The following is a 13,266-nucleotide window of genomic DNA, read 5'->3' as shown; positions in this document are numbered from 1 at the left end:
CTATCACACGACCGGACGGCGACCGGCAAGATGCGCCCCGGCCCCCCCCCGGCCCCCAGGATGCCACGCGCCGATGAACGAATTGCACGCGCTGCTCGCCCGCTTCACCGCCATCTCCGCCGAGGCCGGGGAGCGGGTGGTGGAGGTGCGGTCGCGCAGCTATGGCGTCGCCTCCAAGTCGGACGGCTCGCCGCTGACGGAAGCGGACCTGGCCGCCGATGCCGTGATCGCCGCCGAGCTGCCCCGCGCCGCCCCCGGCATCCCCGTGGTGTCGGAGGAGGATGCCCTGCATGTGGCGCTCCGCGCCGGCGCGCCCTTCATCCTGGTGGATCCGCTGGACGGCACGCGGGAATTCCTCGGCCCCTCCGGGGAGTTCACGGTGAACATCGCGCTGATCGAGGATGGGGTGCCCAGCTGCGGCGTCGTCTATGCCCCGGCGCTCGGCATGGCCTGGCGCGGCATCCGGGGCCAGGGCGCGCAGGCCGCGCGGCTGGCGGTGGGGGATGACCCGTCCCGCGCCGAATGGCGCGCCATCCGCGCCCGCCCCCGCCCCGCGGCGGATTGGACCGCGGTCGCCAGCCGGTCCCACATGGATGCCGAGACCACCGCCTTCCTGGCCGGGCTGCCGATCGGGGAGCATCGCTCCATCGGCTCCTCCATCAAGTTCTGCCTGCTCGCGCAGGGGGAGGCCGATGTCTATCCGCGCTTCGGCCCCACCATGGAATGGGACACGGCGGCGGGCCAGGCGGTGCTGGAAGCCGCGGGCGGGCGGGTGGAGACGCCGGCCGGCGCCCCCTTCCGCTACGGCAAGGCGGAACAGGGCTTCCTCAACGGCGCCTTCATCGCCTGGGGCGCCTGAGGGAGGCGGCCGGTGATCGTCGCGGCGGATGACAGCCTGCAACTCGGCATCGATGCGGTGATCCCGCTATCGCCCCGCCATGCGCTGGCGATGGGCTGGGCGATGACGCCGCGGGGCGAGGGCACCGAACTCTCGATCGCGGCGGGGCGCGCCGGCGATTGCCCGATCGAGCATTCCAGCTTCCACGCCCGCCCCGGCGTCCATCCCGCCGATCCCCGCCGGGCGGTGGTCAACGGCTTCATCCTGGCCTTCGCGACGCCGGAGGACCCGACGGAGCTGGTCTGCACGCTGCAGGCCGGGGACCGCACAGTGCGGGCGGACCTGCGCGACGGCCGCATCCCGCGCGACCCCGCCCGGCTGCTGGCGGAAGGCGATTGGCAGGCCGCCTTCGGCCTGCTGCGGGATGCCGCCGCCAGCCCCCTGCTGGCGCCGCTGACGCAGCAGGCGGACCGCGCCTATGGCGTCTTCGGCGAATGGCTGGCCCGCCTGCCCCTGCTGCGCGGGCGGCAGGAGAAGGTGGCCCCGCTGGCGGAGGTGGAGGCCCTGTCCTCCCCATCGGGGGAGGTGGTGGTGATGCTGCGCGCCACCCACCCGGTGCCGGCCGATGCCACGCTGGAAGCGGCGCTGATCGGCTACTACGCCGCGCCCGATGGCGGCCTGCCCACCCTGCTGCCGGTGCCCCTGGCGGATTGGTACGCCGCCCCCCTGCCCACCGCCATGGCGGGATACGGGCGGATCGATGCCGGCTGGCTCGATGGGCTGCAGGGGCTGGAAGTGGTGCTGCATGCCCGGCTGCGGGGGGAGGAAGCCTTCTGCCTGCGCATCCAGCCCCGCGCCGGCGCCGTGCCGCCGATGCTGGATGCGCTGTGCCGCGGCAACCGCCTGGCCGCGCTGCCGCTGGATGCCGGCAGCGGCCCCGCCCTCGCCCTGCTGCGGGAGGTGATCGGCCGCCGCGAAGCCGCCTTCGGCCCGGCGCTGGAGCTGCTGGCCGCCCGCGCCGCCAGCGCGCCCCGCGCCGCCGCGCCGCGCAGCATCCTGCTGATCGGCGCCGATGACCCGACCGCGGCGCGCCTGTTCTACGTGCTGGCGCCGGAGATCGAGCACCGCTGCGACCGGCTGCTGGTGCTGGGCGATGCGGCGGAGGCCGTGGCGCAGGTCTTCGCCCGCCGCGGCCGGATCGCGGTGGTGACGGGGCCGGACGCCGTGCAGGGGCTGCGGGATGCGGCCGGGGAGGATGGGATCCTCGCCGTCGATCTCGGCCGCTACGCCGCCGCGCTGGCGGCCGGCGCGGGGCAGGAGGAAGCGCTGGGCCCGCCGCTGCGCCCGGTGGAGCTGGCGCGGCTGCTGGCGCTGCACGCCGCGGCCGGCTGCGGCGCCGGGCTGCCGGACAGCCTGGCCCGGCTGCTGCGCCTGGCCCGCGCCACGCCCGGGGAGCTTCCCTTCCCCCCCGTGCCCTATGCCATGGCCAGCCTGGCGGTGGCGGATCTGGTCAATGACCACCTGGCGCGGCTCTGGACCACCGGCGACCCGGCCGCCCGCGCCCGGATGGAGGCCCCGGCGCATGGCTGACGCGCCCCGCATCTGCATCCTCAGCCATTCCCACCCCGATTTCTCCAAGGGCGGCGGGGAGATGGCGGCCCACCGGCAGTTCACCGCGCTGCGCCATGCCGGCCGCCGCGCGGTCCTGGTCGCGGCCAGCGATGTCGGCACCCGCTACGCCGCGCATCGCCCGATCGAGCCGGTGATGCCGCATGGGGATGACGAATACATCTACACCTTCGCCGGCATGGCGGAGGACCGCCTGGCCTGGGAGGATCCGCACCAGCGCCGCGTGCTGGTGGATTTCCTGGCCAGCCTGCCGGTCGATGTCTTCCACCTGCACCATTACTGGCGCGTCGGCACCGACCTGATCGTGGACCTGATGGCGGCACGCCCCGATGCGCGCTTCGCCATCACGATGCATGAGATGCTGGCCATCTGCCTGCATCACGGCCAGATGGTCCGCACCCAGTCGCGCGAACTCTGCCGCGCCGAAAGCCCGATGCGCTGCCTGACCTGCTTCCCGGAGCAGACGCTGGAACGCTTCGCCATCCGCAAGGCGACGCTGCTGTCCACGCTCAGCCGCTTCCACGCCGTGATCCACCCCAGCGCCTTCATCCGGGACCGCTACCTGGCCTGGGGGCTGAAGCGCCCGCATGCCGCGGTGATCGAGAACTACCTGGGCGACGAGGCGCTGGCCCTGCCCCGCCCCATCGCCGCCGCGCCCGCCGCCGCGACCAGCTTCGGCTTCTTCGGATCGCCGACGCTGTTCAAGGGGCTCGACGTGCTGCTGCGCGCCCTGCCGCTGGCGCTGCGCGCCAACCCCGCCATCACGCTGACGGTCTTCGGGGCGGAGCGGGAGGAGGTGGTGCGGCTGTTCCCGGCGCTCGACCCCGTCATCACCGAGGTCGGCCAGGCGCTGGCCTTCGCCGGGCGCTACGACCCGGCCGATGCGGTGGCGCTGATGGGCTCCGTCGGCTGGGCCGTCATGCCCTCCATCTGGTGGGAGAATTCGCCCGTCGTCATCCAGGAAGCCCGGCGCGCCGGCACGCCGCTGATCGTCTCCGACATCGGCGGCATGGCGGAGAAGGTGGCGAACGGCATCGATGGCCTGCACTTCAAGCGCGCCTCCCCGGTGGACCTGGCCCGCGCCATGGCGGAAGCCGCGACGCCCGGCACCCGCGCCCGCTTCGCCGGCAGCCTGCGGGACGTGATGACGCGGGACGAATTCCTGGCGGCGCTGGATGCCGCCTTCGCGGCGGGCCCGGCGGCGTGATCGCCATCGCCCCGCGGATCGCCCCGCGGCTCGCGATCGTCATGTCCCATGCGCAGCGCAGCATGGGGGGCGCGATGCGCGAAGCCGTCCTGGCCCGCGCCTTCGCGCGCCAGGGGCTGGAGGTGCGGGTCTTCCGCCTGCATGGCGGCGAGGCGCTGGAGGAGGAGACGGTGCTGGACGGCGCCGTGCGCGCCACCTTCTGCCCCGCCGACAACCCGCAGGACATCCCGCATCGCCAGGTCTCGGCATCGCTGAAGGCGGAGCTGCGCGCCTTCGCGCCGGGCCTCGTGCTCTACAAGGGCCTCGGCTACCGCGTGAATGCCGATACCCAGGCGGCGCTGGAGCCCGGGACGGCCTGCGGCTTCATCGTGGGCGGCGGCGTCACCGACCCGCTGCTGGACCGGGCGAGCCTGGTGCTGGGCGAATACCGCGAACAGCTCTCGCAGCATTTCCGCCCGCTGTTCCGCCGCGGCCAGGCCCTGGTGCTGCCGAAATACGTGGACCTGGCCGAGGCCGGCGAGGGCCGCCCCGTGCCGCTGGCGGATGCCGCCTGCGACATCATCAATGTCGGCAATTTCAGCGATGCGCGGAAGAACCAGGTGGTGCTGGTGCCGCTCGCGGCGCGCCACCGCGTGACTCTGGTGGGCGGCGGCACAGGGCTCGGCGAATTCCGCCGCTCGGTGCCCGGGCGGCTGCGCGCCCGGATGACCTTCGCCGGCCGCCTGCCCCATCCCGCCGTCTTCGCCGCGCTGCGCGGCGCGCGGCTGATGGTGCACACCTCCACCATGGATGGCCTGCCGCGCGCGACGGTGGAGGCGATGGCCTGCGGCGTGCCCGTCATCGCCTATCGCAGCACCATCCAGGGCGGCATCCCGCATGGCACCGCCGGGCTGCTGGTGGCGGAAGCCGCGCTGCCGCATGCGGTGGAGATGGTGCTGGCGGATGACGAGCTGCGCATCCGCATGGGCCAGCAGGCGCGCCGCCATGTGGAGAAGCACCATGGCGTGCCGGCGATCGAGGCCGCGGCGGGCGAGGTGCTGAAGCTGCTGGGCTGAAGCTGCTGGGCTGAAGCTGCTGGGCTGAAGATGCTGGGCTGAAGCTTGCCGCGCGCTTTTCTCAGCGCGCCGCCGCGCGCATGCCCTACCGCGCCGCCGCGCGCATGCCCTACCGCGCCGCCGCGCGGGCCGCCGCGATGTCCCAGGGCAACTGAAGAAAAATCTCGTCCCAGCCCCAGAATTGCCGCAGCGAGGCGCGCAGCGCATTCGGCGGCAGCACCGGCCTGTGGCCGTCATGCGCCGTCACCGGCAGCAGAGGCGCCAGCAGGTCGCGCCAGAAATCGGCCGAGGCCCAGGCATCCACCACGCTCGCATGCAGGCCGATGCGCAGCGCCTGGCGCGTCGGCGCGATGTGGAAGGGCGGCGTGCCGAGGAACACGCCCTCCTTCCCGAAGAACCGCGCCTCCGCGACCAGGGAGGAGGAGACGCCGATGACGCGCCGCACCGCATCCTGGCCGAGCAGCACATAGCTGTTGTCCGCCACTTCCCGGATGCGGGACAGCTTCAGGCCGGCATGGTGGATGCCGAAGCCATCGGGGTTGTAGGGATGCGCCTTGAACAGCACGCGCCCCTCCTCCCCCACCGCCTGGCGCAGCGCCGGGCCGAGATGCGAGAGGTCGAGCAGCCGGCCATCGCGGATCAGCGCGCGGTCCACCCGCGTCTGCCCGACCACCAGGCAGGGCTCCGTGATCGGCCGGTGCGGCGGGATGCGGCTGACGGTGGCCGCCATCAGGTCGGCCCAGGGCTCGAACACCAGGTCCTCGGCATGGTGCCGCCGCAGCCCGGCCATCACCTCCGGCTCCGCCGTCGCGATGGCGAAAAGCAGGTCAGGGCCGAAGCGGTAGGGGTGGATGTTCACGTCGATCCAGGGGATGCCGAGCTGCGTCAGCAGCCGCTTCTGGATCTCCGCCAGTTCGAACCCCACCACCACCGCGGCCCCGGCATAGGCGCGCGCCAGCATGGCGGCGGCCTCCACCGCCAGGTCAGGCGCGTCGAACAGGGAGACCCAGCCCTCGATATCCGGCGTGGCGCCGGCGGCGGCGTAGAAGCCCGGCGTGTCGAAGCCCGTGCTCTCGAAATCCGGGGGACCGCCGTGGTCCCACAGCACCGTCTCCACCGGCAGCCCGGTGGCCGCGGCCAGCGGGCGGCGGACCAGGCGGTGGAACCAGCGGATGTTGTCCCGCTGGGCCGGCCGGAAGGCCTCGTCCTGCGGCCGCAGCAGGTCGCCGGTGATCAGGATCCTGGGCGTCACTCCGCGCGCTCGACCCGCGCCCAGGACAGGCCAAGGCCGAGCGCCCGGGGATCGCGCCGCGGCCCCGTGGCGGGGTCCGTGCGCGGCGTCGGGCGGATCAGCAGCGTGGCGCGGGACCCCGCCGGCCGTTCCAGCAGCGTCACCCGGGCGGAGAACAGGCCCGTGACCCCGTCATTCGACAGCGTCTCGAAGCTCAGCGGCATGCCATCCAGCAGCCATTCCTCCGCCGCCATGTCGAGCCCGCTGCCGAAGGGCGCGCGCACCGCGACGGTCAGCACCAGGTCGCCGCCGCCCAGCGCCGGCAGCAGCAGGGAAGCCCAGGGCGCCTGGCCGGACCAGCGCAGCACGCCGCCTTCCGTCGGCTCGATCCCGTACCAGCCGAAGCCGATGAAATCGGCCGTGCCGGCCTCCACGAAGACGGGGCCTTCCTCCGCCGCCGCCTCCGCGCTGCGGGCGGCGATGCGGCGGGCGGCGGGGATGGTGGGCAGCGGGTCGATCCGCAGCCTTTCCTGCCGGGTCAGCGCCGCTTCCCGCTGCGCCTGCGCCACGGCGTCCAGCTGCGCGGCCAGGCGGGCCAGTTCCTCGACCAGGAACTCGCTCATGATCCGCGCATCGGGGCCGAGGCGTTCCAGCAGCGGCCCCGCGGCTTCGCGCAGCCGCACGGCATGGGCGGCGAGCAACCCGGCATCCAGCAGCGCCGCGGCCTGCCGGTCCGGCGCCAGGCGATCGGGGGAGAGATCGAGCAGGGGAGACGACAGGGCGGGCTTCCTCCTCGGGCGGGCTCCCTTCCTAGACCATCCCGCCGCGCGCTGGAATCGCCCCGGTGACACGCCGGCCCCCTCCTCCGCCGCGCCGGGACGCGGCATGCTGGCGGGAAGCGCATCCAGGGGGAGACCAGGGGCATGAGCACGCAGGCCTTGAACCCGTCCGGCCTGTCGCTGATGGCGACCATCGTCCTGATCTTCCCGATGGTCTATTTCGCCTTCGCCTCGCTGACCTTCTTCCTGCGGCCGCTGAGCGACCCGGTCGTCGGGCGCATGCTGCGCGGCCTGGTCAATGCCTGGCTGCTGGCCGTGACCGGGCTCGGCATGCTCGCCGTCCTGGCCTTCATGGCCGCGGGGCAGCCGCGCGTGGCGGCGGGGCTGGCGCTGCTGGCGGCCTGCGCGCTGGCCGCGCGGGGCTGGGCGGTGCCGCGCATGGATGCGGCGCTGCGCGCCCCGGGGCGGGACACCGCCGCCATCCTCCGCCGCCTGCAGCTGGCCGGCATCGCCTACAACCTGGCGGAGCTGACCATCATGCTGGGCAGCATCCCGCGGCTGTTCCCGGCGGCGTAGCGGCGCTCAGATCTCCTCCACCTCCGCCACCCCCGGCACCACCTTCATCGCCTGCATCAGGCGGGGGGAGACGTTGAAGCCGCCCGGCAGCGCGATCTCCACCTCCTGCCCCGGGCCGGTCACGGGCACCAGCACCACGCGGCCGCGGCCCTTGCCTTCGCGGCCCAGCAGCGTGCGGATGTGGTCCACCGCGGCGGTCTGTTCCAGCCACAGGCGGATGCCCGTCGCCATGCCCTGCGCGACCTTCTCCAGCGGCTCCAGCTCCAGCGCCGTCAGCCGCACCGTGTCGCCATCCACGCGCACTTCCGTCGTCACCACCAGCGCCTGGCCTTCCGCCAGCATCCCATCGGCGCGGGCCAGCGTCTCGCTGAAGAAGGTGACCTCGTAGCTGCCTTCCGCGTCGCTGAACTTCACCCAGGCCATCTTGTTGCCGGTCTTGGTGCGCCCGGACTTCACGGCCACCACCGTGCCCGCCAGCTTCATCCGCGCCGACCCGCCCCGCGCGCGTTCCGCGATGCGGGCGGAGGAGACGGCGCCGAGCTTCGTCAGCACCTTCTTGTACGCATCCAGCGGATGGGCGGAGAGGTGGAAGCCCACCGCCTCCGCCTCATAGGTCAGGCGTTCCAGCGTCGGCCAGTCCTGCGCTTCCGGCAGGCGGAGCGGCGGGGGCGCCGTCTCCGCGCCGAACATGTCGCGCGTCGGGTTGGCGCGGCGCTCCGCGGCTTCCTGCGCCGCGCGCAGCACCGCCTCCACCCCCTGCACCATCTTCGCGCGGTTCTTCTCCAGGCTGTCGAAGGCCCCGGCGCGGGCCAGGTTCTCCAGCTGCATCTTGTTCAGCAGCTTCGGATCGACGCGCCCCGCGAAATCGGACAGCGAGGCAAAGGGGCCGGAGGCATCGCGCGCCGCCACCAGGTCCTTCATCGCCCCCAGCCCCACGCGCTTCACGGCGGCAAGGGCGAAGCGGATCGCGACGCTGCCATCCTCCCGCGTCTCCAGCACGAATTCCGCGCCGGATCTGTTCACATCCGGCGGCAGCACCGCGATGCCGAGCCGCGCGGCTTCCTGCATATGCCCCGCCAGCTTGTCGGTATTGCCGAGGTCGAGCGACATCGAGGCCGCCAGGAAGGCGACCGGATGGTTCGCCTTCAGCCAGGCCGTATGGTAGCTGACGAGGGCATAGGCGGCGGCGTGGGACTTGTTGAAGCCGTATTCCGCGAACTTCTCCATGAGATCGAAGATCTCACCCGCCTTGGCTTCCGGCACGCCGTTCTTGACGGCGCCTTCGACAAAAATCTTGCGCTGCGCCTCCATCTCGCTGCGGATCTTCTTGCCCATGGCGCGGCGCAGCAGGTCGGCGCCGCCCAGGCTGTAGCCCGCCAGCTCCTGGCTGATCTGCATGACCTGCTCCTGGTACACCAGGATTCCGTAGGTCTCGCCAACGATGTTCATGATGGCGGGGTGCGGCGGCTCCCACTTCTCGCCATGCTTGCGCTGGCAATAGGCGGGGATGTTCGCCATCGGCCCCGGCCGGTACAGCGACACCGCCGCGATCAGATCCTCGAACCGGTCGGGCCGCATCATGCGCAGGCAGTCGCGCATGCCCTGGCCTTCGAACTGGAACACGCCGGCGGCATCGCCCTTGGCCAGCATGGCGTAGGTCTTGGCGTCATCCAGCGGGATGCGGTCCAGCTGGATCTCCACCCCCTGCTTCGCCAGCATCTGCACGGCGCGCTGCAGCACCGTCAGCGTCTTCAACCCGAGGAAGTCGAACTTCACCAGGCTCGCCTGCTCGACATATTTCATCGAGTACTGCGTGATCAGCATCGGGCTGCGCGGATCGCGATACAGCGGCACGATCTCGTTCAGCACCTTCCGCCCGATGACGACGCCCGCGGCGTGGGTGGAGGCGTTGCGGTACAGCCCCTCGAGCTCCTGCGCCACTTCCAGCAGGCGACTCACCTGCTCGTCATTGTCGCGCATCTCCTGCAGCTTCGGCTCGCCCTCGATCGCCTGCGCCAGCGTCACGGGCTTGGCGGGGTTGAAGGGGATGAGGCTGGCGATGCGATCCACCTGGCCATAGGGCAGGCCCATCACGCGGCCCACGTCGCGCACCGCCGCCTTGGCCTGCAGCTTGCCGAAGGTGATGATCTGCGCGACCCGGTCGGCGCCGTATTCGCGCACGACGTACTGGATCACCTCGTCGCGCCGGTCCTGGCAGAAATCGATGTCGAAGTCCGGCATCGACACGCGCTCGGGATTGAGGAAGCGCTCGAACAGCAGGCCGAAGCGCATCGGGTCGAGGTCGGTGATCAGCAGCGCCCAGGCGGCGACGGAACCGGCGCCCGAACCGCGCCCCGGCCCCACGGGAATGTCGTGCTGCTTCGCCCATTGGATGAAGTCGGCCACGATGAGGAAGTAGCCTGAGAAGCCCATCTTCTCGATCACCGAGAGTTCGTAGGCCAGGCGTTCGCGATACTTGGGCCGCTCCGCCTCCGGCGTGCCCTGGTCCTCCAGCCGCTTCTCGAGCCCGCTGGTCGCCATGTCGGCGACCGTCTCGGCCTCCGTCATGCCCGGCTTCACCTTGGGGCAGATCGGCAGCTCGGGCTTCTTCGATTCCGCCATCACCGCGCAGCGCCGCGCGATGGCCAGCGTGTTGTCGCAGGCATCGGGCAGGTCCGCGAACAGCTCCCGCATCGCCTCGGGCGACTTGAAGTAGTGCTCCGGCGTCACGCGGCGGCGGTCCGTCTCCGCGATCACGCGGCCCTCCGCGATGCAGAGCAGCGCATCATGCGCCGCATGCATCTCGGGCTTCGCGAAATAGACGTCGTTGGTGGCGACGATCGGCAGCCGCGCGGCATCGGCCAGCGCCAGCAGCCCGGGCTCGATCACCTTCTCCACCGGCAGGCCGTGGCGCTGCAGCTCCACCGCCAGCCGGTCGCCGAACATCTCCGCCAGCCTGGCCAGCAGCTTCTCCGCCGCCTCCCGCCGCCCCTCCGCCAGCAGCCGGCCGAGCGGCCCCGTCGTGCCGCCGGTCAGCAGGATCACCCCCTCCGCATGCTGGCCGAGCGCCGCCAGCGTCACGCAGGGCTCCCCAGACGGATCGCTGGCGAGGTAGCCGAAGGAGGACAGGCGCTGCAGGTTCTCGAGCCCCGCCGCATCCATGGCCAGCGCCACGATCGGGTCCGGCCGGTTGCGGTTGGGGTCGCTGGCACGGCCGCCACCCTCATCCGTCTCGCCCCGCGCCAGGTTCAGCTGGCAGCCCATGATGGGCTGGATGCCCTTGCCCGTGCAGGCCTGGCTGAATTCCAGCGCGCCGAACAGGTTGGCGCTGTCCGTCAGCGCCACGGCCGGCATGCCATAGCCCCGCGCCAGGGCGGGCAGCTTGTCCGCCTTGATGGCCCCCTCCGACAGCGAATAGGCGGAATGGGTATGGAGGTGGATGAAGCTGCTCATGCCCCCCAAGGTAGGGGCCGGCCGCGCCGGAATCCACGACTTCGCCTTGCGCCGCACCCCACCGCCATCCAAGGCTGTGGACAATGCGCGACTCGACCGACCTCTCCCTGCTCCGCCGGGCCATCGCCCTGTCCGAGGAAAGCCGCGCGGAGGGCAACCACCCCTTCGCCGCCCTCCTCGCCGCGCCGGACGGCACGGTGCTGATGGAAGCCAAGAACGGCTTCCACCCGCATGGGGACGGCACCGCCCATGCCGAAAGGCTGCTCGCCACCCGCGCCTGCATCGAACTGAGCCCGGAGGCCCGCGCCACCGCCACCATGGTCAGCAGCGCGGAACCCTGCGCCATGTGCGCCGGCGCGCTCTACTGGGCCGGCATCGGGCGGCTGGTCTATGGGCTGTCGGAGGCGCGGCTGAAGGCGCTGATCGGCCCGCATCCGGAGAACCTGACCATGGACCTGCCCTGCCGCCAGGTCTTCGCCGCCGGCCAGCGCGCCATCGCCGTGGAAGGACCGCTTCTGGAAGACGAGGCGGAGGCGCCGCATCGCGGCTTCTGGTAGGATCAGCCCCCATGAAGACCTACCGCCAGATCTGGGAAGCGCCCAAGCCCTTCCGGTCCGACAAATGGGACCACTACCTCGACCTCTATGACCGCTACCTCGCCCCCTACCGCGCCCAGGCGCTGGATGGCCGGCCGGTCACCTACCTGGAGATCGGGGTGCAGGGCGGCGGGTCGCTCTTCACCGCGCGGGAATACTTCGGCCCCGAGGCCCGCATCTTCGGCATCGATGTGGACCCCGCCAGCACCGCGGTCGCGGAAGCCGGCGTCGCCGACCGCGTCTTCATCGGCCAGCAGGGCGATTTCGACTTCCTGAACGAGGTGATCGCCGCGATCGGCACGCCCGACATCGTCATCGACGACGGGTCCCACCAGCAGGGCGACATGGTCACCACCTTCCTCGGCCTGTTCCCCGTGCTGGCGGAAAACGGCCTCTACGTGGTGGAGGATACGCACACCATCCACTACCCCTCCCACCAGGACACCACGCTCGGCATCAATGTCTATGACTACTTCAAGGGCCTGGCGGACAAGATGATGCCGGACTTCATGGTGCCCAACCGCCACCGCGCCCGCTTCCGCGAACACCCGGACCAGCGCGAGGGGCAGCTCGAACGGCGCAACAGCATCGGCACCGCCATCGGCGGCCTGCACTTCCACGACAGCATGATCGTGGTGGAGAAGACCCCCTACCGCGAAGCCTGGCGCCGCAATGCCTGACACCTTCCCGGCGGCCGGGCGGGACATCGTCTTCGTCATCGAACGCGCCCAGCAGCGCGCCGGCTCCGCGCATCTCCGCGGCCGGCAACTCGCCAGCCTCTTCGCCCAGGTGGCGGTGGATTACGGCCGCCGCGTCCGCGTTGCGTTCAGCGACGAACCCATCGCCGGCGCCGTCGCCATCGTCAACAAATCGGCCCTGATGCCGAAGCCGCAGGACGTGGTCGCGCGCCTGAAGGCCGCCGGCTGCACCGTGCTGGTGGATTTCGTGGACCGGCGCGTCACCGCCGCGGATGGCAACCTGGCGGACGGCTTCCTGGCCGTCTCCGCCCTGCAATACCGGCACCTCCGCGCCACCTGGCCGGACAAGCCCGTGATCCACCTGCCGCACCATGTGGACCTCGACCTCTGGCCCGTCGCCTGCCAATGGGACCACTTTGCCTGCGCCTATTTCGGCAACCTCGACAACGCCGCGCATCTCGGCGCCGTGCGCGACGCCGGGCTGGTCACGACCATCGAGACGCTGACGGCGAACAAGAACCACTGGTTCGAGCAGCTGCCCGCCTACAACCTGCACTACGCCTTCCGCCCGCGCGCCCTCTGGGGCGCCGGCTTCAAGCCCTTCACCAAGGGCTTCACCGCCGCCCATGCCGGCGCCATCGCCGTGATCGCCGACGATGACGAGGAAGCCACCGGCCTGCTCGGCACCGACTACCCCTTCCAGATCCCCGCCAGCGCGGATGCCGACACCGTCATCGACCACCTGCACGCGATCCGCGACAGCTTCGGCAACGCCGCCTGGCGCACCGCCCGCCTGCGCATGCGCCGCCTCCGCACCATCTCCTCCGCCCCCTACCTCCTCGACCTGATCCGCGCCTCGGCCTTCGAGGTGGGGCTGCATGAGGGGGTGTTCGCGTAGGCGGTGGCGGGTTCGGGCATAGGGTGCGCCGGTTGCCTCGGGGAAAGGGCTCCGCCCCTTCCCCGAACCCCTTCCCAGCCAGGGGCGTCGCGCCCCTGGACCGCGAGGTTATCGGGGGATGGAGGGAGGGGCGTGGAACGCGCTCCGGACAAGCGGTCGCGCGGTGCCCCTCCCTCCATCCCCCGATCACATGGGGTTCCAAGCAACCGTCTTGCGCTGGGCGTGGTGGGGTCAGGCGGTCTGGTGGTTGGAGGTGGCCCAAGGCTGTCGTGTGCGCATCATGGCGTTCAGGATGACGACGAGTTT

General features: G+C 71.8%; 11 protein-coding genes. 8 read left to right on the top strand and 3 right to left on the bottom strand.

Annotated features, from left to right (window positions below; all coding sequences use genetic code 11):
- Positions 1–73: 73 nt before the first annotated feature.
- The 4 genes from cysQ to JJI54_RS30845 are packed head-to-tail and all read left to right on the top strand — an operon-like array spanning position 74 to position 4,729.
- Positions 74–859 (top strand): 3'(2'),5'-bisphosphate nucleotidase CysQ, encoded by a 786-nt coding sequence (gene cysQ / locus JJI54_RS30860; protein WP_203077272.1) that lies wholly within the window; start codon positions 74–76, stop codon positions 857–859.
- A gap of 12 nt (positions 860–871) precedes the next feature.
- Complete coding sequence (locus JJI54_RS30855; RefSeq protein WP_203077271.1) at positions 872–2,428, top strand: hypothetical protein; 1,557 nt, start codon at positions 872–874, stop codon at positions 2,426–2,428.
- Positions 2,421–3,674, top strand: a complete 1,254-nt coding sequence (locus JJI54_RS30850; protein ID WP_203077270.1) for a glycosyltransferase — start codon at positions 2,421–2,423, stop codon at positions 3,672–3,674. Before JJI54_RS30855 ends, JJI54_RS30850 begins: the two co-directional genes overlap by 8 nt.
- The gene (locus JJI54_RS30845) at positions 3,671–4,729 is read left to right on the top strand and encodes a glycosyltransferase family 4 protein (protein WP_203077269.1); all 1,059 of its coding nucleotides are present in this window, start codon (positions 3,671–3,673) and stop codon (positions 4,727–4,729) included. Before JJI54_RS30850 ends, JJI54_RS30845 begins: the two co-directional genes overlap by 4 nt.
- Positions 4,730–4,838: 109 nt before the next feature.
- On the opposite strand, the gene JJI54_RS30840 is transcribed toward JJI54_RS30845, so the two are convergent.
- Positions 4,839–5,981: a hypothetical protein gene (locus tag JJI54_RS30840; protein WP_203077268.1), complete on the bottom strand. Its 1,143-nt coding sequence runs from the start codon at positions 5,979–5,981 to the stop codon at positions 4,839–4,841.
- Positions 5,978–6,847 carry a hypothetical protein gene (locus JJI54_RS30835; RefSeq protein ID WP_203077267.1) on the bottom strand — a complete coding sequence of 290 codons (870 nt, stop codon included), beginning with the start codon at positions 6,845–6,847 and terminating at the stop codon, positions 5,978–5,980. Before JJI54_RS30835 ends, JJI54_RS30840 begins: the two co-directional genes overlap by 4 nt.
- Positions 6,848–6,883: 36 nt before the next feature.
- Here JJI54_RS30835 and JJI54_RS30830 point away from each other — a divergent pair, with 36 nt between their 5' ends.
- Positions 6,884–7,315: a hypothetical protein gene (locus JJI54_RS30830; protein WP_203077266.1), complete on the top strand. Its 432-nt coding sequence runs from the start codon at positions 6,884–6,886 to the stop codon at positions 7,313–7,315.
- Positions 7,316–7,321: 6 nt separating this feature from the next.
- Here JJI54_RS30830 and dnaE read toward each other — a convergent pair whose 3' ends face one another.
- The gene (gene dnaE / locus JJI54_RS30825; RefSeq protein ID WP_203077265.1) at positions 7,322–10,768 is read right to left on the bottom strand and encodes a DNA polymerase III subunit alpha; all 3,447 of its coding nucleotides are present in this window, start codon (positions 10,766–10,768) and stop codon (positions 7,322–7,324) included.
- A gap of 83 nt (positions 10,769–10,851) precedes the next feature.
- Between dnaE and JJI54_RS30820 the strand changes: the two genes are divergently transcribed.
- From JJI54_RS30820 to JJI54_RS30810, 3 genes are read left to right on the top strand one after another with little or no spacing between them, the layout of a single operon-like run.
- Positions 10,852–11,325, top strand: a complete 474-nt coding sequence (locus JJI54_RS30820; RefSeq protein ID WP_203077264.1) for a nucleoside deaminase — start codon at positions 10,852–10,854, stop codon at positions 11,323–11,325.
- 11 nt (positions 11,326–11,336) lie between these two features.
- Positions 11,337–12,044: a class I SAM-dependent methyltransferase gene (locus tag JJI54_RS30815; protein ID WP_203077263.1), complete on the top strand. Its 708-nt coding sequence runs from the start codon at positions 11,337–11,339 to the stop codon at positions 12,042–12,044.
- Positions 12,037–12,960 carry a hypothetical protein gene (locus tag JJI54_RS30810; protein WP_203077262.1) on the top strand — a complete coding sequence of 308 codons (924 nt, stop codon included), beginning with the start codon at positions 12,037–12,039 and terminating at the stop codon, positions 12,958–12,960. Before JJI54_RS30815 ends, JJI54_RS30810 begins: the two co-directional genes overlap by 8 nt.
- Positions 12,961–13,266 lie beyond the last annotated feature (306 nt).

Origin of the sequence: Falsiroseomonas ponticola (assembly GCF_016805305.1) — a bacterium.
Classification (GTDB): Bacteria; Pseudomonadota; Alphaproteobacteria; order Acetobacterales; family Acetobacteraceae; genus Falsiroseomonas; species Falsiroseomonas ponticola.
This window is presented reverse-complemented; position numbering and strand designations above follow the sequence as displayed.